This window comes from Mesorhizobium sp. INR15 (assembly GCF_015500075.1).
In the GTDB taxonomy this organism is placed as follows: Bacteria; Pseudomonadota; Alphaproteobacteria; order Rhizobiales; family Rhizobiaceae; genus Mesorhizobium.
Genome location: NZ_CP045496.1, coordinates 149,866 through 169,955, shown reverse-complemented (window position 1 = coordinate 169,955; position 20,090 = coordinate 149,866). Strand labels below are relative to the sequence as shown.

The following is a 20,090-nucleotide window of genomic DNA, read 5'->3' as shown; positions in this document are numbered from 1 at the left end:
CCAACCTGCCGATGCGGCGGCTTGCTTGGGTCTCTAAGCCGGCATGGCGGCCGGTGGGAAAGTCATGCGGAAGCAGGTGCCCGTTGGCTCGCCTTCGAGAATCTCGATGCGGCCGCCGTGCAGTTGCATGATCTCCTGCACCAGATTGAGGCCGAGCCCGGCTCCGTGATCCTGCGGGCGCAGGCGGTAGAAAGGCTCGAAGATACGCTCCCGCTCGGCTGGCGGAACACCCCCGCCTTCGTCATGAACCTCGATGATGGCAGGCGCGATCACCTTGACCGTGATCTTGCCGGTCTGGCCGCCGTGCTCGATGGCGTTCTGGACGAGGTTGGTCACGGCGCGCTCGATCGCTGTCCGGTCGCCGTTAGCGATCAGCGTCTCTCTTTCCGGTTCGAAGGACATCTCGTAGCCGGCTGAAAACGCCATCGGCGCGAGATCGACAATAACGCTGTGAGCGATCGCTACCAGGTCGATCGGTTCGAACAGCACGGCCTGCCGGTCGAGGCGCTGCAGGTCGAGAAGCTGATCGGTCAGCGTCGACAGCCGGGCGGCATCCTGCAGCAGCCGTGCCCGCTCCGGTGTCGCCGGCAGCGAGGCGAGGCGCGTGTTGAGGATGGCGACAGGTGTTCGCAACTCGTGCGCGGCGTCGGTCAGGAAGCGCTTGTGGCGCTCATAGCCCCTGTCGAGGCGCGCAAGGGCGGCATTCACCGCCTTGACCAACGGGGTGACTTCCAGCGGCACGTCTTTCAACGGCAGTTGCACGCCGCGCTTGTCGATATCGATGCGTTTGGCCTCCTCCGCCGCATGCCCGAGACCGGAGAGCGCGCCGCGCACGACCCAAGGGGTGGCGAACAGCGTGGCCAGTCCCATCAGCCCGGCGAGCGGCAGTATGCCTTGCAGGAAAAACAGCGGCGCCTGCGACACAATCCGCAGCAGCGAAAGCCCACCCTTGGTGCCGCTCATTATCTGGACATTGCCCGCGGCCGTGTCGGTCCAGCGGATCTTTCCATCCGGCGGCGCGGCCTGGCCGATATCGTGATCGATGCGGGCGTCGGCGATAGTGTCCAGCAGCCCGACAAAAGGTTGGAACGCCGCTGGCACCGTACCTTCCTGAAGCCGGTGTCCCTGCTTGTCGCGGATGATGTACCAGAGATCGGGAACGCCAGCGCGTAGCATCTCGAGGTCAGGCGTTTCGTTGAGGACAAGCACGCCTTTCGCGTCGCGCGCCACGGCGTCGGCCAGCACGTCCATCGTACCGTCTTCATAGTCATGCGGGATAAGACCCGTGGCCAGCAAGGCAGCGATAATACCGACAATAATCAGCGTCAGCATTGCGCATTGCAGCAGGGCGATGCGCAGCACCAGGCTCCATTTCAACGATCGCGGGCGTCTTAGGGTCATGCGGTCTCGCGCAGGAGATAGCCGACGCCACGGATACCATTGATCGTCACGCCGCTGTCGGCGTCGGTCAGCTTGCGGCGCAGGCGCGAGACATGGGTGTCGAGCGCGTTCGACTGGATTTCGTCATCGAGGCCGAACACCGCTTCCATCAGCGTCGAACGCTGCACCATGCGGCCCATCCGTCGCATCAGCGCCTCCAGCACCAGGAGTTCGCGGCGCGGCAGGCTGATTGGCTCGCCGCGGATCGATGCCTCGCGATGCCCGACATCGAGGACCAGATGGCCGGAGCGGATGAATTGCGGCTGCATCGGCGCCGGACGCCTGAGCAGAGCGCGCAAGCGGGCCAGCAGTTCCTCGAAGGCGAAGGGCTTCGCCAGGTAGTCATCCGCGCCCATGTCCAGCCCGTCCACCTTGTCCGAGGTGTCGCCTCTCGCCGTCAGCACCAGCACCGGCGTAACGTTCTTCTTGGCGCGCAGTTTGGGCACCAGCGTCAGTCCGTCGCCATCCGGCAACTGGCGGTCGAGCAGGATGGCGTCATAGCTGTCGGCACCAACGAAGTCCTCTGCCTCAAGCAGGGTGCCGGCATGGTCGACAACCATGTCATGCCGCTTCAACGCGGCACGCAGGGCGGAAACCATTTCAGGCTCGTCTTCGACCAGCAAGATCCGCATCCATCATTCCTCGGCGACGTAGTTGTTTCAGGCGCTACAGCGCCAACATTGCGCAAGCATGGCAAACATCCCGGCCGGCGCGGCAGGTCTTTTCTTTGTCTCTACGGCTTAGCGCAATGTCTATGCAATCCAGTTGCAGCAAACACCACCCGTCGAGTGTCGGCGAGCGATTCGCCCCGTATGCCGACACCAAGGCGTCGGGTCCGAATACTGAACCGATCTCGGGCCCGACGCTGAAAGGAAGTTGAGCGGCCACCGATCCGTCGGATCGCCGCGAAGGAATTGAGGGTCGTTATGCCTGCAAGTGATGCCTTGTCTTTTCTCATGGCCTGGACCGTCGCGCCGTTCAAGATCGGCTCCGTTACGCCATCCGGTTCCACCCTGGCGGCGATGATGACGCGTGACATTGGTCCCGACACCGGGCCGGTGCTGGAGCTTGGCCCTGGCACCGGGCCATTTACCCGCGCCCTGGTGGAGCGCGGAGTGAGGGAGCAGGATTTGACGCTGATCGAATCCGATCCGGATTTTGTCGCCTTGCTCAAGCGCCGTTTCCCGGCGGCCCGTATCTTCGAGATGGATGCCGTCGGGCTGCGGCATCTGCCGCTTTACGAGGGGCCAATGCTCGGCGCCGCTGTCAGCGGCCTGCCTTTCCGGTTGATCTCGCCGCGCCAGACGCTCTCCATACTGGAAGGCGTCTTTGCCAACCTTCGCCCCGGCGGAGCGCTTTATCAGTTCACGCTTGGCGGCCGCTGCCCGTTCGACCAGGCCCTGCTTGACCGGCTGGACCTGGAAGCAACGCGGGTTGGCCGCACCTTTCGCAATTTTCCGCCAGCCACCGTCTATCGCATCGCCAGGATCAAGACCGTCAAGATCTACGACTGGCGTTTCGCGTGACAGGCCCGCTGGCGACCATTCTCGGTCTCGGTCTGTTTGGCGTCTTTTGCCTCGCCTTCACCGAAAAGATCCTGCCGGTGCCGCCGTCGCACGTGATGCTGCTGTTCCTCGGAATGACCGCGGCGCCGGATGGCAGGACACTGGCGGTCCTGCTGCTGGTGACGACGCTTGCCTCCACCGCCGGCTGTCTGTTCTGGTACACGGTAGGCCGCCGGATTGGATTTGACCGAGCCGACAGGCTGGTCGAACGTTTCGGCAAATATGTCTGGCTGCGCCACGCAACCTACCAAAGGCTTGGCCACGCCTACCGCCGCCGTCATGTCAGGGTCTCGTTGCTGGCGCAGTTCATCCCCACGGTACGCAATTATCTGCCGATAGCCGCCGGCGCCCTGTATCTGCCCGCGCTGCCTTTCGCCGGCGCGACGATGGTCGGCGCCATGGTGTGGAATGCAAGCTTCCTGAGCACTGGCTATCTGCTGCACGGCAGCGGCCAGGATTCGCTGACGATAGGCTTCCGCATCATCGTCATTGTTGTTGCCCTTGAGACCGCATTCATGGCCGCCCTTCGCTACGGTCCGGAATGGCGGCGGCGCATCAGTCTGGTGTTCGGTTGATCCAGCGCCTTGTCTCCAGTCCATGGGATAAGTCCGCCGTCCGCTTTCCTTCGCTTCCATGCCGGTGTTTAGTCCGGCCATGGCCTTCACCATTCGCCAGCTGCAGTTCTTCATCGCGGTCGCCGAGCAAGGCACGGTGTCGCGTGCGGCGCAGAACCTCTCCATCTCGCAGTCCTCCGTCACCGAAGCGATCAAGGAGCTCGAGAGCGACCTCGGCGTCGAGCTGTTCGAACGCCATCCTCGCGGCCTGAACATCACTCACAAGGGTCATCAGTTCCTCCGCCACGCCACCAAGATCCTCGCCGACGTTTCCGACGCGCGCCGCGCCTTCTCCGGCGAGCAGGTGGTGACCGGAGGCCGGCTGCAACTCGGCGTCACCTCACTGGTCGCCGGTTATGTCCTGTCGGACCTTCTTGCCCGCTACCGCCGCGCCTATCCAGGCGTCGAGGTCTCGGCCATCGAGGACAATGGCGACTATCTCGAACACTTGTTGATTGGCGGCAAGCTCGACATCGCCGTCATGGTCACCTCGAACCTGCGCGACCGCACCGCGCTGCAGTCGGAAATCCTTGAAGTCTCGGCCTACCGCCTCTGGCTGCCGCTTGGCCATTCGCTGGCCGGCGCCGATATTATCGGCATTGGCGATATCGCCGGCGAGCCGCTGATCATGCTGACCGTCGACGAGATCGAGGAGAATACCGGCAAGCTGCTGACGGCGATCGGCGCCAAGCCGCATGTAGCCTTCCGCACCCGCTCGGTCGAAGCGGTGCGCAGCCTGGTGGCCACCGGCGCCGGCGTGGCGCTGCTGCCGGATCTTGTCTACCGGCCGTGGTCGCTGGAAGGCGACCGCATCGAATCGCGCGATGTTTCGGGCTCCTTGCCGGTGGTGCAGGTCGGCATGGTCTGGAGGCGCGGATCCGGCTTGCCGCAGGCGGCGCGCGACTTCATCGGCCTTGCCCAGTCGCAGCGAACGGTCCGTCAGCGTCCTTGAGAGCGCAATGGTCTATCTATCGGTAAAACCGATATCGCCCTTCTGATAAATGAATTTGCGAAACCGGAATTTTCAAAGCACCTTCCCTGTCAGGGACGCCAAGCCGCCGTCAGAGCGACATGTGTCCATTGGACGAACTGATATTTTTTCAGTCCGCGCGTGACCTCTGGCGAAGACCGAGACCGGCTTCGAAGTCAGGCGCCAAAAATGGGAGATTGACGATGAATTCATTCCTCAAGTCATGCACCGCCTTGACGGTCGCGCTGACCTTCTCGGGTCAGGCCGTCGCTCAGGTCAAGGAACTCGGCAAGGGCGAAGGCCAGGTCAACATCGTTGCCTGGCCGGGCTATATCGAGCGCGGCGAAACCGACAAAGGCTATGACTGGGTCACGTCCTTCGAGAAGGAGAGCGGCTGCAAGGTCAACGTCAAGACCGCCAACACATCGGACGAGATGGTCTCGCTGATGAACGAAGGCGGCTTCGACCTCGTCACCGCTTCGGGTGATGCGTCGCTACGCCTCGTGGCCGGCAAGCGCGTCCAGCCCATCAACACGGATCTCATCCCGAGCTGGAAGACGGTTGATGATCGGCTGAAGGATGCGCCGTGGTTCACCGTCGGCGGCGTCCACTATGGCGTGCCCTATCAGTGGGGCCCCAACATCCTGATGTACAACACCGACGTCTTCAAGGAAGCGCCGAAGAGCTGGAATGTCGTTTTCGAGGAAATGAAGCTGCCGGACGGCAAGTCCAACAAGGGCCGCGTCCAGGCCTATGACGGCCCGATCCACATTGCCGACGCCGCCAATTATCTGATGTTCCACAAGCCGGAGCTCGGCATCAAGGACCCCTACGAACTGAACGAAGACCAGTACAAGGCGGCGCTTGAATTGCTGCGCGTCCAGCGCACGCTGGTCGGCCGCTACTGGCACGATGCCGCCATTCAGGTTGATGATTTCCAGAACGAAGGCGTTGTCGCTTCCGGTTCATGGCCATTCCAGGTCAACACGCTGGTCGCCGCCAAGAAGCCGATCGCGTCCACCATCCCGCAGGAGGGCGCTACCGGCTGGGCCGACACCACGATGATGGAGGCGGACTCGGCCAATCCCAACTGCGCCTATATGTGGATGGAACATTCGCTGTCGCCGAAAGTGCAGGGCGATGTCTCGGCCTGGTTCGGCTCGCTGCCGGTCGTGCCGGCAGCCTGCAAGGGCAACGAACTGTTGACCGACGAAGGCTGCAAGACCAACGGCTACGAGAATTTCGACAAGATCAAGTTCTGGAAGACGCCGGTGTCGAAGTGCACGACCCAGAACAACCAGTGCGTGCCCTATTACCGCTGGGTGTCGGACTATATCGGTGTCATCGGCGGACGGTGATTTCGCGACGCATTTACTGACAGCTTGACGCTGCCCCTCACCCTTACCCTCTCCCCGTGAAGAACGGGGAGAGGGGGATCGCTTGCGCTGGAGCGCTTCCTTCTCCCTGTCCTATACGGGGAGAAGGTGCCGGCAGGCAGATGAGGGGCGGCGCGTACGCCCGAACTTTATGCGCCCTGACAGATCAGGACTGCCCATGACCTCCGCCGTCTCCTTCAAACAGGTCTCCCGCCATTTCGGCAGCGTTCGCGCTGTCGATGCGGTCGATCTCGACATCGTGCCGGGCGAATTCTTCGCCATGCTTGGCCCCTCCGGGTCAGGCAAGACGACCTGTCTGCGCCTCATCGCCGGCTTCGAGCAGCCGACATCGGGTTCGATCTCGATCTTTGGCGAGCGCGCCGAAGGCGTTCCCCCCTACCGCCGCAACGTCAACACCGTGTTCCAGGATTACGCGCTGTTCCCGCATCTGAGCGTGCTCGACAACGTCGCCTACGGGTTGATGGTGAAGGGCGTCGGCAAGCCGGAACGGCACAAAGCCGCTGAAGACGCGCTGGCACTGGTGAGGCTTCCCGGCTACGGCGCGCGCCGCCCCGGCCAGCTTTCCGGCGGCCAGCGCCAGCGCGTCGCGCTCGCCCGCGCGCTGGTCAACCAGCCAAAAGTGCTATTGCTCGACGAGCCGCTTGGCGCGCTCGACCTCAAATTGCGCGAAAACATGCAGGAAGAGCTGAAGTCGCTGCAGAAGGCGCTCGGCATCACCTTCGTCTTCGTCACCCATGACCAGGGCGAGGCGCTATCCATGGCCGACCGTGTCGCCGTCTTCAACGACGGCAAGATCATGCAGATCGGCACGCCGGAGGACATCTACCAGCGGCCGAAGACCCGTTTCGTCGCCGACTTTGTCGGCTCCTCCAATGTCTTGCCGCCCGACTTCGTCCAGCGTTACTCCGGCCAGCACCGCTGGGGCAGCCTGCGGCCCGAATCCATTCGCGTTGGCCGAGCAGCACAAGGCGAGGGCGTCTCCGCCCGCCTGGTCTCCACCAACTATCTCGGCGCCACGACCAAACTGGCGCTCGATGCCGATGGGCTGCGGCTGCATGCGATCGTGCCCTCAGGCACCGCCTTGCCTGCCGAAGGCGAAGCGGTCGTGCTCACCTTCAACCGCGAGCACCTGCATTTGATGGAAGAGCCGGCATGAGCGTCGACGCTGCCATGCCGCGAGCGACGACCCCGGCCATCCTGCCGGGCAGCGGCGGTCTGCGCGGCGCGCTGTCGGACCTTTTCTGGCGCAAGCCCAAGGTCCTGCTGCTGCTGATGCTGCTGCCACCGGTGCTGTGGCTTGGCATCGTCTATATCGGCTCGCTGTTCGCACTGCTGGCACAGAGCTTTTTCTCGATCGACGAGTTCTCCGGCCTGATCAACCGCGAATTCACGCTGAAGACCTATGGCGACCTGTTCCAGGCCGCCAATCTCGACATCATCCTGCGCACGGTGACGATGGCGGCGCTGGTCACGCTGGCTTCAGCGGTTGTCGCCTTTCCCATCGCCTACTACGCGGCGCGCTATGCACGCGGCCGCTGGAAGGCGCTCTTCTATCTCGGCATCATGCTGCCGCTGTGGTCGAGCTATCTTGTCAAGATCTACGCCTGGAAGCTGATCCTCGCCAAGGAGGGCATCCTCACCTGGCTGCTGGCCAAGCTGCATCTGCTGTGGGTGCTCGACGCCTGGCTGTCGCTGCCGATCGTCGGCGGCAACTCACTGTCGGTGTCCTTCACCGGCACGTTCATCGTCTTCGTCTATGTCTGGCTGCCGTTCATGATCCTGCCGGTACAGGCGGCACTTGAGCGCGTGCCCGGCAATCTGGTCGAGGCCTCGTCCGATCTCGGCGCCTCGCCCGGCCAGACCTTCCGCAATGTCCTGTTCCCGTTGGCGCTGCCCGGCATTGTCGCCGGTTCGATCTTCACCTTCTCGCTGACATTGGGCGACTACATCATCCCGCAGATCATCGGCACGTCACGCCTGTTCATCGGCCAGGCCGTCTATGCCCAGCAAGGCACTGCCGGCAACATCCCGCTCGCTGCTGCCTTCACCGTGGTGCCGATCATCATCATGGGCTTCTATCTCTGGGGCGCCAAGCGCATGGGGGCTTTCGATGCGCTCTGATGGTTCCCAGTCGGCTCCTCTGCGCCTCAAGATCGCCGCCGCCTGCGGGCTGCTCTTCCTGCACCTGCCGATCCTGCTTATCTTCGTCTACGCCTTCACGACCGAAGAGAAGAGTTTTGTCTGGCCGCCGCCCGGGCTGACGACGCAATGGTTCGCCGTCACCTGGAACCGGCCTGATGTCTGGCAGGCGCTGTCGCTGTCGGTGCGCGTCGCGGCCATCTCGACAGCGATCGCGCTCGTCCTCGGCACGCTCTGTTCCGCAGCGGTGTCGCGGACAAAATTCTTCGGCCGCGAAACCATCTCGCTGCTGGTCATCCTGCCGATCGCTCTGCCCGGCATCATCACCGGCATCGCGCTGCGCTCGGCTTTCTCGCTCGCCGATATCCCGTTCTCGTTCTGGACGATCGTGCTTGGCCACGCGACATTCTGCGTCGTCGTTGTCTACAACAATGCGGTTGCCCGCTTCCGCCGCACCTCGGGCTCGATGATCGAGGCATCGATGGATCTCGGCGCCGACGGTTTCCAGACCTTCCGTCATGTCGTGCTGCCCAACATCGCCACCGCGCTGCTTGCCGGCGGCATGCTGGCCTTCGCGCTGTCCTTCGACGAAGTCATCGTCACCACCTTCACCGCCGGCCAGCAGCAGACGCTGCCGATATGGATGCTGGAAGAGCTGATCCGTCCGCGCCAGCGCCCGGTCACCAATGTCGTGGCCATGGTCGTCATGCTGGTGACGCTGCTGCCAATTCTCGCCGCCTATTACCTGACCCGTGACGGCGACCAGATCGCCGGTTCGGGCAAATAACCCACGCGTTCCCAAGGGAGAGACTTCCATGGACACCCAGATGCTGATCGGCTCGAAATTCGAGAAGGGCACCGAAACCGAGGAACCAATCCTCAACCCAAAGACAGGCGCGACCATCCTCAATCTGCCCGAGGCCAGCCAGGCACAGATCGAGGAGGCGGTGCTGGCGGCCGAGAAGGCTTTCGTCACGTGGTCGCGAACGACGCCGGCGCAGCGCTCCGGCTATCTGCTCAAGATCGCCGACCGTATCGAGGCCGATGCACAGGAGTTCGCGACACTCGAGGCGCTCAACTGCGGCAAGCCGATCAATGCCGTACTCAATGACGAGATCCCGGCGATCGTCGATTGCTACCGCTTCTTTGCCGGCGCCGTCCGCTCGATGCCGGGCGTCGTCGCGGGAGAGTACATTCCCGGTCACACCTCGATGGTGCGCCGCGACGCCATCGGCATCGTCGCCTCCATTGCGCCGTGGAACTATCCGCTGATGATGATGGCCTGGAAACTCGCTCCGGCCATTGCCGGCGGTAACACGGTTGTCTTCAAGCCGTCGGAGCAGACGCCGCTGACAGCGCTGAAGCTCGCCAGAATCCTGGCCGATGTGCTGCCGGAAGGCGTGGTCAATGTCGTGCTTGGCCGTGGCGACAGCGTCGGTAACACATTGATCAATCACCCGAAGGTCAACATGATTTCGATCACCGGTGACGTCGCCACCGGCAAGAAGGTGCTGCAGGCCGCCGCCAAGTCGGTCAAGCGCACGCATCTCGAACTCGGCGGCAAGGCGCCGGTCATCGTCTTCGACGACGCCGACCTCGGCGCCGTGGTCAACGGCCTGCGCGCCTTTGGCTATTACAATGCCGGCCAGGATTGCACCGCCGCCTGCCGCATCTATGCCGGCAAGAAGATCTACGACAAGCTGGTCGCCGACTTGTCCTCGGCCGTCTCGACCATCAAGTACGATCGCCCCGACGATACCGAGAACGAGATCGGCCCGCTGATCTCGCGCCGCCAGCGCGACCGCGTCTCGAGCTTCGTCGAGCGTGCCTCGGAACTGAAGCACATCGAGATCACCACCGGCGGCAAGCCGGGCGAGGGCTCCGGCTTCTACTATCAGCCGACTGTCGTTGCCGGCGCCTTGCAGGAAGACGAGATCGTGCGCCGCGAGGTGTTCGGCCCGGTCGTTTCCATCACCCGCTTCTCCGAGGTCGATGAAGCCGTCAACTGGGCCAATGACAGCGACTATGGCCTCGCGTCCTCGGTGTGGACCAAGGACGTCTCGCGCGCCATGGCAACGGCAGCCCGCCTGCAATATGGCTGCACCTGGATCAACACCCATTTCATGCTGACCAACGAGATGCCGCATGGCGGGCTGAAACAGTCCGGCTACGGCAAGGACATGTCGCTCTACGCGCTGGAGGACTACACCGCCGTGCGTCACGTCATGGTTGCGCATGGGTGAGAAACGGTCCGCGTAGCGGACGAAAGGCCAATTGATTGTTTACGAAGGGCCGGGAGTCATAGCGGATGACTGGGCGCGGCAATTTCCCTTCTCCCCTTGTGGGAGAAGGTGGATCGGCGCATAGCGCCGAGCCGGATGAGGGGTGTTCCAGCTGGACGCAATCTTACCCCTCACCCGGATTGCCAGCCGATTTGTGAAGGACAAATCGAGGCAATCCGACCTCTCCCACAAGGGGAGAGGTAAGATCGTTGCGCAGCCGCTACTCGACGATGCGATAGATGTTCCACAGGCTGGTGCCCGACACGACATAGGGCTCCATCTCCTTGCCCCATTTGGCATGCGCGTCGATCTTGCCGATCTTGGCAAACATGGCCTCCAACTGGGCCAGGCTTTCGACCTGATGATGCGACTCGACCGTCGCTTCGCGGGCGCCGATCGACCCGGTCATGATCTGGAACTTCAGCTCGGAAATTCCGATCTGCGAGCCGATCTCGCGCTCCCATTTTTTCAACAGCTCAAGCACGGTCTGCTTGTGCCCGAACTTGGCGTCGATCTGCCATCTGGCGCTGAACATGTTGGTTCTCCTCCAAGATTTCGGTTGATCTACTCGTCCCAGGCCTGCACGACGGTCTGCCGTGCGATCCGCCCGTTCTTCAGCTCCAGCATCGCCGCGGCGAACACTTTCGTGCCGTCCGGATAGGCGCAGGCCTGAGTGAAGGCCAGGCTGTCGCCCTCGGCGATGGTGGTGTCGACCTTGTGGGTCATCGCCCGGCTGCAGATGTCGTCCCAGAACGTGGCGATCGCCGCGCGCCCGCGGACTTCGCGCGGCTTGCTCGGTGGGTTGTTGCGGTCGATCACCCGCACCAGAGCGTCGTCGGCATAGAAGCTCGACAGCATTTTTCCGTCACGGCCTTCGATCGCCTTCTTGATTGCAGCGCCATCCACGGCTTGTGTCTTGGTCAGCATTTTAATCTCCATGGCCCGTCGTCTCGATCGGGCGTTTGATTAAGAGTACTGCCCGGCGCCCATCGCCGGGCAGGGCTTTCTCACTGCGACTTCGCCTTCACGGCGGCGAACACATCGTCGGTCTGCTTCTTGAATGTGGCGAGGTCGACCTGGCTGCCGTTGAGCATCGTCGACCAGTGGCGCACGATTGCCGCCATCGTCACCGCCTCCTTGATCTCCTCGTCGCTGGCGCCGTTGAGCTTGGCCGCCTCGGTGTGGAAATAGATGCAATACTGGCAAGGGATCTGCGAAGCGACCGCGAGCCCCATCAACTCCTTGGTCTTGCCATCGAGTGCGGTTTTCGGGTTGAGCTGAACGCCCTTGATCTCGGCCCAGGCGCCGGCGACAGCGACATCAGGCAGCGTCCTGAACATGTCCGGCACCGAGCCGAGCGTCGCCTGGATATCCTTGTAGGCAGCCGTGGCCGAAGCGTCTTCTGCCTTGGCGGGGGTGATAGCGAGCAGCGCGCCGATGCCCGCCGCTATTGTCAGCGATCTGATGGTCCGGTTCGATTTCAGCATGTCATCCTCCTTCGCAGTGCCTTTCCAGCGACATCCGCCCGGCCTGCATGGAAGAATTGATAGCGCCTATGATCCCGTGGCCGCTTCGCCCGAAAGCGCCATGGCTCCTATGGCCCATCCGAGCCAGCGTGCCTGGCGGAAAACGCCGCCGCCGCCGCCCGCGACGGCAGGTCGAGCTTGAGCAGTATGTTGGCGACGTGGCGTTTGACGGTATGTTCGCTAAGCCGCAATTCGGCAGCGATCGCGGCGTTGCTCTTGCCGTCGGCCACCAGGCTCACCACTTCGCTCTCGCGTGCCGTCAAAGCCAAAGGTTCAGCTGTCTTCAGCTTGCTGCGGCAGGCGGGTTCCAGATGCTGTTCGGAAACCACCTGAACCAGCGCCAGCGGTTCGTCCAGTTCGTCGAGAGCAAGCCGTCCGGCGTCGGTGAAATGAAGTCCCGACCCCGTCGCCAGTTCAGCAACCAGCCGCGAGGCCAGGATGTCGCCGCGATTGGCGTGAGCAGCGAGCTGCAGCGTCACGCGCCCTGTCAGCCCCACCGGCGGGCCACGCAGTTCGATTTCGCCGACATGGGCGCCTTGCGCACTGGCCACGCCGATCTCCTGCGCTGCCTCGCGCAGCGCCGCCGCGCAGCGAATGGCCCGCGCCGGCCCGTCAAACCGCGAAATCATCATCTCGCCATGAATATCCACACCGCGCCCGCCATGGCGCCCGACGATTTGCCGCCATGTCTCCTGGAAGCGCCGGCTGCGGTCGCCCCACATGCGGTCGCCCAGCCGTGCCGTGTCGTAGATTCGCGTCGCCAGGAGTGCTGCCAGCACGCGCTCCGTCTCCGCCACGGCGCGCTCTCCGGTCAGGAATTCCTCAATGAGGTCGGCGACACGGTCGACATCGCCAGTCCACACCGGGTGATCGCGCCCGGGTATCTCCACCAGCCTGGCATTTCGGATTTTCCTGGCGAGAAAACGGCTGGCATCGGGGTCAACGCGGGCATCGTTGCGGCGATGGATCAGCAGCGTCGGCGCGCTGATCGCGCCCAGAATGCCACGCACGTCGATTGCGGCATTCATGCGCGCCAGTGCCGCCGCCGCCGTCGGACTGGCCGACAGTCGCTCGAAGCGCGCCCACCATGTGGAGAAGCGGGCATCCTCGACGCGCCCCGGCGCGAAATGCGGCAAGGTGGCGCCGGTACCCCATGCCGTTTCCGCCGTGTCGATGAAAGCCTGCAGCGCTTCCGGCGGCATGACCCATTTGTGGAAATGTGCATAGCCGCCATAGAGCGCCAGCGCGCGCGTCCGCTCCGGATAGGTGGCGGCAAACAGCATCGCCATCGGCGCGCCTTCCGAGGCACCGAGCAATGCCGCGCGGCCACTGCCGGCGGCATCCATCACCGCACGCACATCGTCCATACGCGTTTCGAGGCTGGGCAGATGATGCGCATCGACACGGTCGGACAGGCCGGTGCCGCGCTTGTCGAACAGAATCAGCCGCGAGAAAGCGGCAAGCCGCTTCAGCAACCGGCTGTAGCCCTCGTCCTCCCAGTGCAGATCGAGATTGGAAATAAAGCCCGGCACGAAGACAAGATCAAAGGAACCTTGGCCGATCACCTGATAGGCGATCCGCACATCGCCGCTACGGGCGTATCGGGTCTCGATCGGCCTCACGCGTGTATTCCACCGGGCCAGGCGACTTCTGATCGCCTAACCATAGCAGAGGCGGGCTGTTTGCGGCAGCTTAAACTTTAGCGATCGCGAATGTAGGCAGGGGCGCCACCGAACGCCTATTTTCGCGCGTCGGCGGCCTCAACGTTGGCGTTGGCGACAAAGCCCGCACCTTCCGGCGGCTTGGGTCGCGTAATCTTCCGCGAAGCCGCCACGACCAGTTCATTGAAGCCTTCGCTGCCGCTGTCCAGCATTTCGAAGAACTGACGCCGCATCCTTGGCTCCCAGAACTTGTTGATATGCTCCGCGATGCCGGCAATGCCTTCCTCGCGCGGCTTGGAGTGGAAGAAGGCCGCGATCTGGTTGGCCATACGGACCAGCTTCTCGCTGGTGCTCATGATGTGCTCTTCGTCATGCGACATGCTGGGCAACTCCGCAAACCACCCGGTCGGGGTGGGTGAAAACATCGAAATCATCGCCCCGCACCAGCGCCACCAGCGTCATGCCGGCCTCTTGCGCCGTGCGGATGGCCAGCGCTGTCGGCGCCGAAACGGCGATGATGAAGGCAGCACCGATCGCCGCCGTCTTCTGCACCATCTCTACCGAAACGCGTGATGTGACAACGACCGCGCCCGACGCGCCGTCGATGCCGGCCTTGGCCAAGGCACCAGCGAGTTTATCCAGCGCATTGTGGCGGCCGACATCCTCGCGCGCCATGACGATGCCTTTGCCGGGCACATAGAAGCCGGCGGCGTGCACCGCACCGGTCTCGGTGTGCAGCGGCTGCACCTTGGACAGCAGCTTGACCGAGCGGGTGATATCGTCGGCGTCAAGCGTAAGTTTTGACGCACCGACGGCATCAACCGAGCGCATGGCTTCTTCTATGGATTCGATGCCGCACAGTCCGCAGCCGACCGGCCCGGCCAGCCGCCGTCGCCGTGCCTCGAAGCGCGTGTTGGCCTGGTCCTTCAGCCGGATCTGGATGTCGATCCCGGCGCCATGATCCTCGACCTCGATGGTGTCGATCTCGTCAGGCAAGGCAATGATGCCTTCGGTCAGCGAGAAGCCGAGCGCGAAATCCTCGAAATCGGCGGGGCTGGCCATCATCACCGCATGGGTGGTGCCGGCGAAGGAGAACGCCACCGGTGTCTCCTCCGGCACCATGCGGTTGGCTGTGGCCGTGCCGCCGGCGCGGTGCGCCAGGCGGGAGATCTGTGTCGTCGCTTTGGGGCGCGCGCTCAAAGACTATTCCGCCGCCTGCAGCGTGCCGATGCGGCGGCTGTTGCGGGCCTGCTCGTCATATTCACGCTGCCATTCCGACGGGCCGTTGGAAGCGCCGACCTGTACAGCCGTCACCTTGTACTCCGGGCAATTGGTCGCCCAGTCGGAGAAGTCCGTGGTGATGACGTTGGCCTGGGTGTCTGGATGGTGGAACGTCGTATAGACCACGCCAGGCGAAACCTTGTCGGTGATCAGCGCACGCAGCGTCGTCTCGCCGGAGCGGCTGGTCAGGCGCACCCAGTCGCCGTCGCGCAGGCCGCGATTTTCCGCGTCATGCGGATGGATCTCCAGCCGGTCCTCGGAGTGCCACATGATATTGTCGGTACGCCGGGTCTGTGCGCCGACATTGTACTGGCTGAGAATACGGCCTGTGGTGAGCAGCAGCGGGAAGCGCGGCCCGGTTCTTTCGTCGGTGGCGACATATTCGGTGCGGATGAACTTGCCTTTGCCGCGCACGAAGCCATCGATATGCATGATCGGCGTGCCTTCCGGCGCCTTGTCGTTGCAGGGCCACTGCACCGAGCCCATCTTATCCAGATACGCGTAGGAAACCTTGGCGAAGCTCGGCGTTGTCTGGGCGATCTCGTCCATGATTTCGGACGGATGCTGATAGTTCCAGTTCAGCCCCATCGCCTTGGCGAGGTCCTGCGTCACTTCCCAGTCGGCCAAACCGTTCTTCGGCGCCATCACCTTGCGCACGCGGTTGATGCGGCGTTCGGCGTTGGTGAAGGTGCCATCCTTTTCGAGGAAGGTCGAACCCGGCAGGAAGACATGCGCGTAGTTGGCGGTCTCGTTGAGGAACAGGTCGTGCACGACGACGCATTCCATAGCGGCCAGGCCGGCGGCGACATGCTTGGTGTCGGGGTCCGACTGCAGGATGTCTTCGCCTTGTACATAGAGGCCCTTGAACGAGCCATCGACAGCTGCGTCCAGCATGTTGGGGATGCGCAGACCCGGTTCTTCGTCGAGCTTGACGCCCCACAGGGTCTCATAGATGTCGCGCACCGCCTCGCCCGACACGTGCCGATAGCCCGGCAGTTCGTGCGGGAACGAGCCCATGTCGCAGGAGCCCTGCACATTGTTCTGGCCGCGCAGCGGGTTCACGCCGACGCCCGGGCGGCCGACATTGCCGGTCGCCATGGCAAGGTTGGCGATCGCGATGACGGTGGTCGAACCCTGGCTGTGCTCGGTCACGCCGAGGCCGTAGTAGATCGCGCCATTGCCGCCGCGAGCGAACAGGCGCGCGGCGCCACGAATCTCTTCCGGGTCGACATTGGCCAACTGGCCGACGACTTCCGGGCTGTTTTCCGGCAGCGCCACGAACGATGCCCAGTCCTGGAATTCATCCCAGTCGCAGCGTTCGCGGATGAAGGCCTCGTCGAACAGGCCTTCGGTGACGATGACATGCGCCAGCGAGGTGATCACGGCCACGTTGGTGCCCGGCTTCAGCGGCAGATGATGCGCCGCCTCGACATGGGGCGACTTGACCATCTCGGTGCGGCGTGGGTCGAGCACGATCAGCTTGGCGCCCTTGCGCAGCCGCTTCTTCAGCCGCGAGGCGAACACCGGATGCGCTGCTGCCGGATTGGCGCCGATCACCATGACCACGTCGGTGTGTTCGACGGAGTCGAAATCCTGGGTGCCAGCCGAGGTACCGAAGGTCTGGCCGAGGCCATAGCCGGTCGGCGAGTGGCAGACACGGGCGCAGGTGTCGACATTGTTGTTGCGGAAACCCTGGCGGATCAGCTTCTGAACCAGATAGGTTTCCTCATTCGTGCAACGCGAAGAGGTGATGCCGCCAATCGAGGTACGGCCATACTGATACTGAATGCGGCGGAATTCATTGGCGGTGTGGGTCAGCGCCTCTTCCCATGACACTTCGCGCCAGGGGTCGGTGATCTTCTCGCGGATCATCGGGTTGAGGATGCGGTCCTTGTGGGTCGAATAGCCATAAGCGAAGCGGCCCTTGACGCAGGAATGGCCGCGATTGGCCTTGCCGTCCTTGTACGGCACCATGCGCACCAGCTCGTCGCCGCGCATTTCCGCCTTGAACTGGCAGCCGACGCCGCAATAGGCGCAAGTGGTGACCACGGAATGCTCGGGCTGGCCGATCTGGATGACCGACTTTTCCGACAGCGTCGCCGTCGGGCAGGCCTGCACGCAGGCGCCGCAGGACACGCATTCCGAGTCGATGAACAGTTCATGCATGCCGGGCGACACGCGGCTGCCGAAGCCACGGCCTTCGATGGTCAGCGCGAAAGTGCCTTGCACTTCTTCGCAGGCGCGCACGCAGCGCGAGCAGACGATGCATTTCGAGGGGTCATAGGTGAAGTATGGGTTGGATTCGTCCTTCGCCATCCATTTGAAGTTCTCGGCGCCGTCATTCTTCTTGAAGACGTGGTTGTCGCCTTCATAACCGTAACGGACATCGCGCAGGCCAACGACACCGGCCTGCGTCTGCAACTCGCAGTCGCCATTGGCTGCGCAGGTCAGGCAGTCGAGCGGGTGGTCGGAAATATAGAGCTCCATCACGCCACGGCGGATGTCCTTCAGCCTTCCGGTCTGGGTGTGAACGACCATGCCTGGCGCCACCGGCGTCGTGCAGGAAGAGGGCGTGCCGTTGCGGCCGTCGATCTCGACAAGACAGAGCCGGCAGGAGCCGAACGCGTCGACCATGTCGGTGGCGCAGAGCTTTGGAATGGCGATGCCGGCCTCCATCGAGGCGCGCATGATCGAGGTGCCTTCCGGCACCGTGACCGAGAAGCCGTCGACGGTCAGCGTCACCTGCTTCGCGGACGACGAGGCCGGTGTGCCAAAGTCGATTTCCTGAACGAGACCCATGGTGTGGTTCCTATTCTGCAGCTGTTGCGACGGGCGACAGGGACTTCCGCGCCGATCTGCCGAAATACTCTATCAGTTCAAAAGGCAAGTCCTTTACGAAGGCCGTAAAAGTCATTGATCCGTCGTCTTCCAAATACCGGATCTCAAGAACGATCTCGGGCTTTCCCTCGCGAATTTCTGTCACTTCCAGATACATGCTATCCGGTTCGTTATCGCTACATAGAGTTACGTCAAACCGTCGGTCTTGGTACTCAAGTGTCATCCGTCTTATTCCGCTGCTTCGGCGACCGGCGCCGGCTTGAAATCTTCGCGGAAATGATTGAGCGCGCTCATGACAGGGTAGGGCGTGAAGCCGCCCAGGGCGCAGAGCGAACCAAATTTCATCGTGTTGCAGAGGTCGGTGACCAAAGCGATCTGCTTCTCCGGCTCGATGCCGGCGGCAAGCTTGTCGATGGTCTCGACGCCCCGCGTCGAGCCGATGCGGCAAGGCGTGCACTTGCCGCAGCTTTCGATGGCGCAGAATTCCATGGCGAAGCGCGCCTGCTTCAGCATGTCGGCGGTGTCGTCGAACACGGTGATGCCTGCATGGCCGATCAGTCCGTCCTTGGCCGCGAAAGCCTCATAGTCGAATGCCGTATCGAACAGGGCGCGCGGAAAATAAGCGCCGAGCGGCCCGCCGACCTGCACCGCCTTCACCGGCCGGCCGGTAGAGGTGCCGCCGCCGATCTCGTCAACGATCTCGCCCAGCGTCAAGCCGAAGGCCGTCTCGAACAGGCCGCCATATTTGACGTTGCCGGCGATCTGGATCGGGATCGTGCCGCGTGAGCGGCCCATGCCGAAATCCTTGTAGAAAGCGGCACCCTTGTCCATGATCACAGGCACGGAGGCCAGGCTGATGACATTGTTGATCACCGTCGGCTTGCCGAACAGGCCTTGAATGGCCGGCAGCGGCGGCTTGGCGCGCACCACGCCGCGCTTGCCTTCCAGGCTGTTCAACAGCGAGGTTTCCTCGCCGCAGACGTAGGCGCCCGCGCCGACACGGATTTCCATGTCGAACGCATTGGGCGAACCCAGCACGTTGACGCCGAGAACGCCGGCCTTGCGGGCGACTTCGACAGCCTTGTTCATCATTGCCACCGCATGCGGATATTCCGAGCGGATATAGACGAAACCCTTGGTCGCCCCTGTTGCGACGCCGGCGATCGCCATGCCTTCGATCAGCACGAAGGGGTCGCCTTCCATGATCATGCGGTCGGCGAACGTGGCGCTGTCGCCTTCGTCGGCATTGCAGACGATGTATTTCTTGTCAGCGGTGGCGTCGAGCACCGTCTTCCACTTGATACCGGTTGGGAAGCCGGCGCCGCCGCGTCCACGCAGGCCGGACTCCGTCACCTGTTTGACGATGTCGGCTGGCGCCATGGCAACTGCGTTCTGCAGGCCCTTCAATCCGCCGAGCGACTTGTAGGCGTCGAGCGACAGCGGATCGTTGATGCCGCAGCGGGCGAAAGTCAGCCGCGTCTGCCTGGCAAGGAACGGGATCTTGTCCGGGGCACCCAGCCAGCGCTTGTGGTGGCCACCGGTGAGGAAGCCGCTGTCGAACATGCTCTTGACGTCGGCGGGCTTCACCGGCCCGTAAGCGACGCGGCCCTGGGCGGTAGCCACTTCGACCATCGGTTCAAGGAAGTAGGCGCCACGCGACCCGTTGCGCACGATCTTTGCTTCGATGCCGCGCTCGGCGAGCTCGGCTGCGATCGCCTTGGCGACCTTTTCGGCACCCAGTGCCAGCGCGCCGGAATCGCCCGGTATGTAGATGCGTGGGATCATGAGCGCACCTCGGCAATGATTTCGTCGAGCTTCTCGTCGTCGAGCCGCCCGATCACTTCGCCGTCGAGCATCGCCGATGGCGCGCAGGCGCAAAGGCCGAGGCAATAGACCGGCTCCAGTGTCACCGCGCCGTCGCGGGTGGTTTCGTGAAAGCCGATGCCCAGCAGTTGCTTCAGCTTGGCCGCCACGGCATCCGAGCCCATCGACTGGCAGGCCTCGGCCTGACAGACTTTCAGCACGTGTCGCCCGGCTGGATGGCTGCGGTAGTCGTGATAAAAGGTGACCACGCCATGCACTTCGGCCCTCGAAATGTTCAGCGCTTCGGCAATCACCGGCAAGGAGTCTTGCGGCACATGGCCGAACTCTTCCTGGATCTCATGGAGTATGGGCAGCAGCGGCCCTTCGAGGCCTTTCAGCTCCTGAATGATCGCCGCCGTGCGCGACGCGATCTCGGTACTTGCAGGCTGCATTGTCATGCAGCGCCCTCCCTGGTCGGTGGCGTTCCAATGCATGTCGCCCAAAAGTGTCGAGCGGTTTTGGGACGACGACATGCACAAGAAATCGCTAAGTGTTTACAAAATCAGAGGAAACC

Annotated in this window: 19 protein-coding genes; 8 read left to right on the top strand and 11 right to left on the bottom strand. The window is 63.1% G+C overall.

The window, feature by feature from the left end:
• Window positions 1-33: 33 nt before the first annotated feature.
• Window positions 34-1,401 (bottom strand): sensor histidine kinase, encoded by a 1,368-nt coding sequence (locus GA829_RS00790; protein ID WP_195176704.1) that lies wholly within the window; start codon window positions 1,399-1,401, stop codon window positions 34-36.
• On the bottom strand, window positions 1,398-2,072 hold the full coding sequence (locus tag GA829_RS00785) for a response regulator transcription factor (protein WP_195176703.1): 675 nt from the start codon (window positions 2,070-2,072) through the stop codon (window positions 1,398-1,400). The genes GA829_RS00790 and GA829_RS00785 overlap by 4 nt, the downstream gene beginning before the upstream one ends.
• A 294-nt stretch (window positions 2,073-2,366) precedes the next feature.
• Here GA829_RS00785 and GA829_RS00780 point away from each other — a divergent pair, with 294 nt between their 5' ends.
• From GA829_RS00780 to GA829_RS00745, 8 genes are all read left to right on the top strand, one after another.
• On the top strand, window positions 2,367-2,966 hold the full coding sequence (locus tag GA829_RS00780; RefSeq protein ID WP_195176702.1) for a class I SAM-dependent methyltransferase: 600 nt from the start codon (window positions 2,367-2,369) through the stop codon (window positions 2,964-2,966).
• Window positions 2,963-3,580 carry a DedA family protein gene (locus tag GA829_RS00775; RefSeq protein WP_195176701.1) on the top strand — a complete coding sequence of 206 codons (618 nt, stop codon included), beginning with the start codon at window positions 2,963-2,965 and terminating at the stop codon, window positions 3,578-3,580. The genes GA829_RS00780 and GA829_RS00775 overlap by 4 nt, the downstream gene beginning before the upstream one ends.
• 79 nt (window positions 3,581-3,659) lie before the next feature.
• Complete coding sequence (locus tag GA829_RS00770; protein ID WP_195176700.1) at window positions 3,660-4,571, top strand: LysR family transcriptional regulator; 912 nt, start codon at window positions 3,660-3,662, stop codon at window positions 4,569-4,571.
• 221 nt (window positions 4,572-4,792) lie between these two features.
• Window positions 4,793-5,947: an ABC transporter substrate-binding protein gene (locus tag GA829_RS00765; protein ID WP_195176699.1), complete on the top strand. Its 1,155-nt coding sequence runs from the start codon at window positions 4,793-4,795 to the stop codon at window positions 5,945-5,947.
• A 196-nt stretch (window positions 5,948-6,143) separates the two neighbouring features.
• Window positions 6,144-7,142: an ABC transporter ATP-binding protein gene (locus GA829_RS00760; RefSeq protein WP_195176698.1), complete on the top strand. Its 999-nt coding sequence runs from the start codon at window positions 6,144-6,146 to the stop codon at window positions 7,140-7,142.
• 14 nt (window positions 7,143-7,156) lie between these two features.
• Window positions 7,157-8,107, top strand: coding sequence for an ABC transporter permease (locus GA829_RS00755; protein WP_210337775.1), 951 nt, complete (start codon window positions 7,157-7,159; stop codon window positions 8,105-8,107).
• Window positions 8,097-8,912: an ABC transporter permease gene (locus GA829_RS00750; protein WP_195176696.1), complete on the top strand. Its 816-nt coding sequence runs from the start codon at window positions 8,097-8,099 to the stop codon at window positions 8,910-8,912. The genes GA829_RS00755 and GA829_RS00750 overlap by 11 nt, the downstream gene beginning before the upstream one ends.
• A gap of 28 nt (window positions 8,913-8,940) precedes the next feature.
• On the top strand, window positions 8,941-10,368 hold the full coding sequence (locus GA829_RS00745; protein ID WP_195176695.1) for a gamma-aminobutyraldehyde dehydrogenase: 1,428 nt from the start codon (window positions 8,941-8,943) through the stop codon (window positions 10,366-10,368).
• A 259-nt stretch (window positions 10,369-10,627) separates the two neighbouring features.
• Here GA829_RS00745 and GA829_RS00740 read toward each other — a convergent pair whose 3' ends face one another.
• From GA829_RS00740 to GA829_RS00700, 9 genes are all read right to left on the bottom strand, one after another.
• Complete coding sequence (locus GA829_RS00740; protein WP_195176694.1) at window positions 10,628-10,942, bottom strand: hypothetical protein; 315 nt, start codon at window positions 10,940-10,942, stop codon at window positions 10,628-10,630.
• 29 nt (window positions 10,943-10,971) lie between these two features.
• Entirely contained in the window at window positions 10,972-11,334 is a 363-nt protein-coding gene (locus GA829_RS00735; RefSeq protein ID WP_195176693.1) for a nuclear transport factor 2 family protein, read from the bottom strand.
• Window positions 11,335-11,414: 80 nt separating this feature from the next.
• A complete protein-coding gene (locus GA829_RS00730; protein ID WP_195176692.1) occupies window positions 11,415-11,894 on the bottom strand; it encodes a carboxymuconolactone decarboxylase family protein in 480 nt (159 codons plus the stop codon).
• Between the two features lie 107 nt (window positions 11,895-12,001).
• Window positions 12,002-13,555 (bottom strand): alpha/beta fold hydrolase, encoded by a 1,554-nt coding sequence (locus GA829_RS00725; protein ID WP_195176691.1) that lies wholly within the window; start codon window positions 13,553-13,555, stop codon window positions 12,002-12,004.
• A 116-nt stretch (window positions 13,556-13,671) separates the two neighbouring features.
• Window positions 13,672-13,974, bottom strand: a complete 303-nt coding sequence (locus GA829_RS00720) for a formate dehydrogenase subunit delta (RefSeq protein WP_195176690.1) — start codon at window positions 13,972-13,974, stop codon at window positions 13,672-13,674.
• Window positions 13,964-14,794, bottom strand: a complete 831-nt coding sequence (gene fdhD, locus GA829_RS00715; protein ID WP_195176689.1) for a formate dehydrogenase accessory sulfurtransferase FdhD — start codon at window positions 14,792-14,794, stop codon at window positions 13,964-13,966. The genes GA829_RS00720 and fdhD overlap by 11 nt, the downstream gene beginning before the upstream one ends.
• A 3-nt stretch (window positions 14,795-14,797) precedes the next feature.
• Window positions 14,798-17,674, bottom strand: coding sequence for a formate dehydrogenase subunit alpha (gene fdhF, locus GA829_RS00710; protein WP_195176688.1), 2,877 nt, complete (start codon window positions 17,672-17,674; stop codon window positions 14,798-14,800).
• A gap of 267 nt (window positions 17,675-17,941) precedes the next feature.
• Entirely contained in the window at window positions 17,942-19,498 is a 1,557-nt protein-coding gene (locus GA829_RS00705) for a formate dehydrogenase beta subunit (RefSeq protein WP_195176687.1), read from the bottom strand.
• Window positions 19,495-19,974 (bottom strand): formate dehydrogenase subunit gamma, encoded by a 480-nt coding sequence (locus GA829_RS00700; protein ID WP_195176686.1) that lies wholly within the window; start codon window positions 19,972-19,974, stop codon window positions 19,495-19,497. Before GA829_RS00700 ends, GA829_RS00705 begins: the two co-directional genes overlap by 4 nt.
• Window positions 19,975-20,090: the final 116 nt, after the last annotated feature.

Excerpts from the sequence above, each read along its gene's own strand:
- GA829_RS00735 (WP_195176693.1), bottom strand. The coding sequence starts at position 11,334 with ATGCTGACCAAGACACAAGCCGTGGATGGCGCTGCAATCAAGAAGGCG.
- GA829_RS00785 (WP_195176703.1), bottom strand. The coding sequence starts at position 2,072 with ATGCGGATCTTGCTGGTCGAAGACGAGCCTGAAATGGTTTCCGCCCTG.
- GA829_RS00740 (WP_195176694.1), bottom strand. The coding sequence starts at position 10,942 with ATGTTCAGCGCCAGATGGCAGATCGACGCCAAGTTCGGGCACAAGCAG.
- GA829_RS00700 (WP_195176686.1), bottom strand. The coding sequence starts at position 19,974 with ATGACAATGCAGCCTGCAAGTACCGAGATCGCGTCGCGCACGGCGGCG.
- GA829_RS00790 (WP_195176704.1), bottom strand. The coding sequence starts at position 1,401 with ATGACCCTAAGACGCCCGCGATCGTTGAAATGGAGCCTGGTGCTGCGC.
- GA829_RS00780 (WP_195176702.1), top strand. The coding sequence starts at position 2,367 with ATGCCTGCAAGTGATGCCTTGTCTTTTCTCATGGCCTGGACCGTCGCG.
- fdhF (WP_195176688.1), bottom strand. The coding sequence starts at position 17,674 with ATGGGTCTCGTTCAGGAAATCGACTTTGGCACACCGGCCTCGTCGTCC.
- GA829_RS00705 (WP_195176687.1), bottom strand. The coding sequence starts at position 19,498 with ATGATCCCACGCATCTACATACCGGGCGATTCCGGCGCGCTGGCACTG.
- GA829_RS00720 (WP_195176690.1), bottom strand. The coding sequence starts at position 13,974 with ATGTCGCATGACGAAGAGCACATCATGAGCACCAGCGAGAAGCTGGTC.
- GA829_RS00760 (WP_195176698.1), top strand. The coding sequence starts at position 6,144 with ATGACCTCCGCCGTCTCCTTCAAACAGGTCTCCCGCCATTTCGGCAGC.
- GA829_RS00730 (WP_195176692.1), bottom strand. The coding sequence starts at position 11,894 with ATGCTGAAATCGAACCGGACCATCAGATCGCTGACAATAGCGGCGGGC.
- GA829_RS00745 (WP_195176695.1), top strand. The coding sequence starts at position 8,941 with ATGGACACCCAGATGCTGATCGGCTCGAAATTCGAGAAGGGCACCGAA.
- GA829_RS00755 (WP_210337775.1), top strand. The coding sequence starts at position 7,157 with ATGCCGCGAGCGACGACCCCGGCCATCCTGCCGGGCAGCGGCGGTCTG.
- GA829_RS00770 (WP_195176700.1), top strand. The coding sequence starts at position 3,660 with ATGGCCTTCACCATTCGCCAGCTGCAGTTCTTCATCGCGGTCGCCGAG.
- GA829_RS00765 (WP_195176699.1), top strand. The coding sequence starts at position 4,793 with ATGAATTCATTCCTCAAGTCATGCACCGCCTTGACGGTCGCGCTGACC.
- GA829_RS00750 (WP_195176696.1), top strand. The coding sequence starts at position 8,097 with ATGCGCTCTGATGGTTCCCAGTCGGCTCCTCTGCGCCTCAAGATCGCC.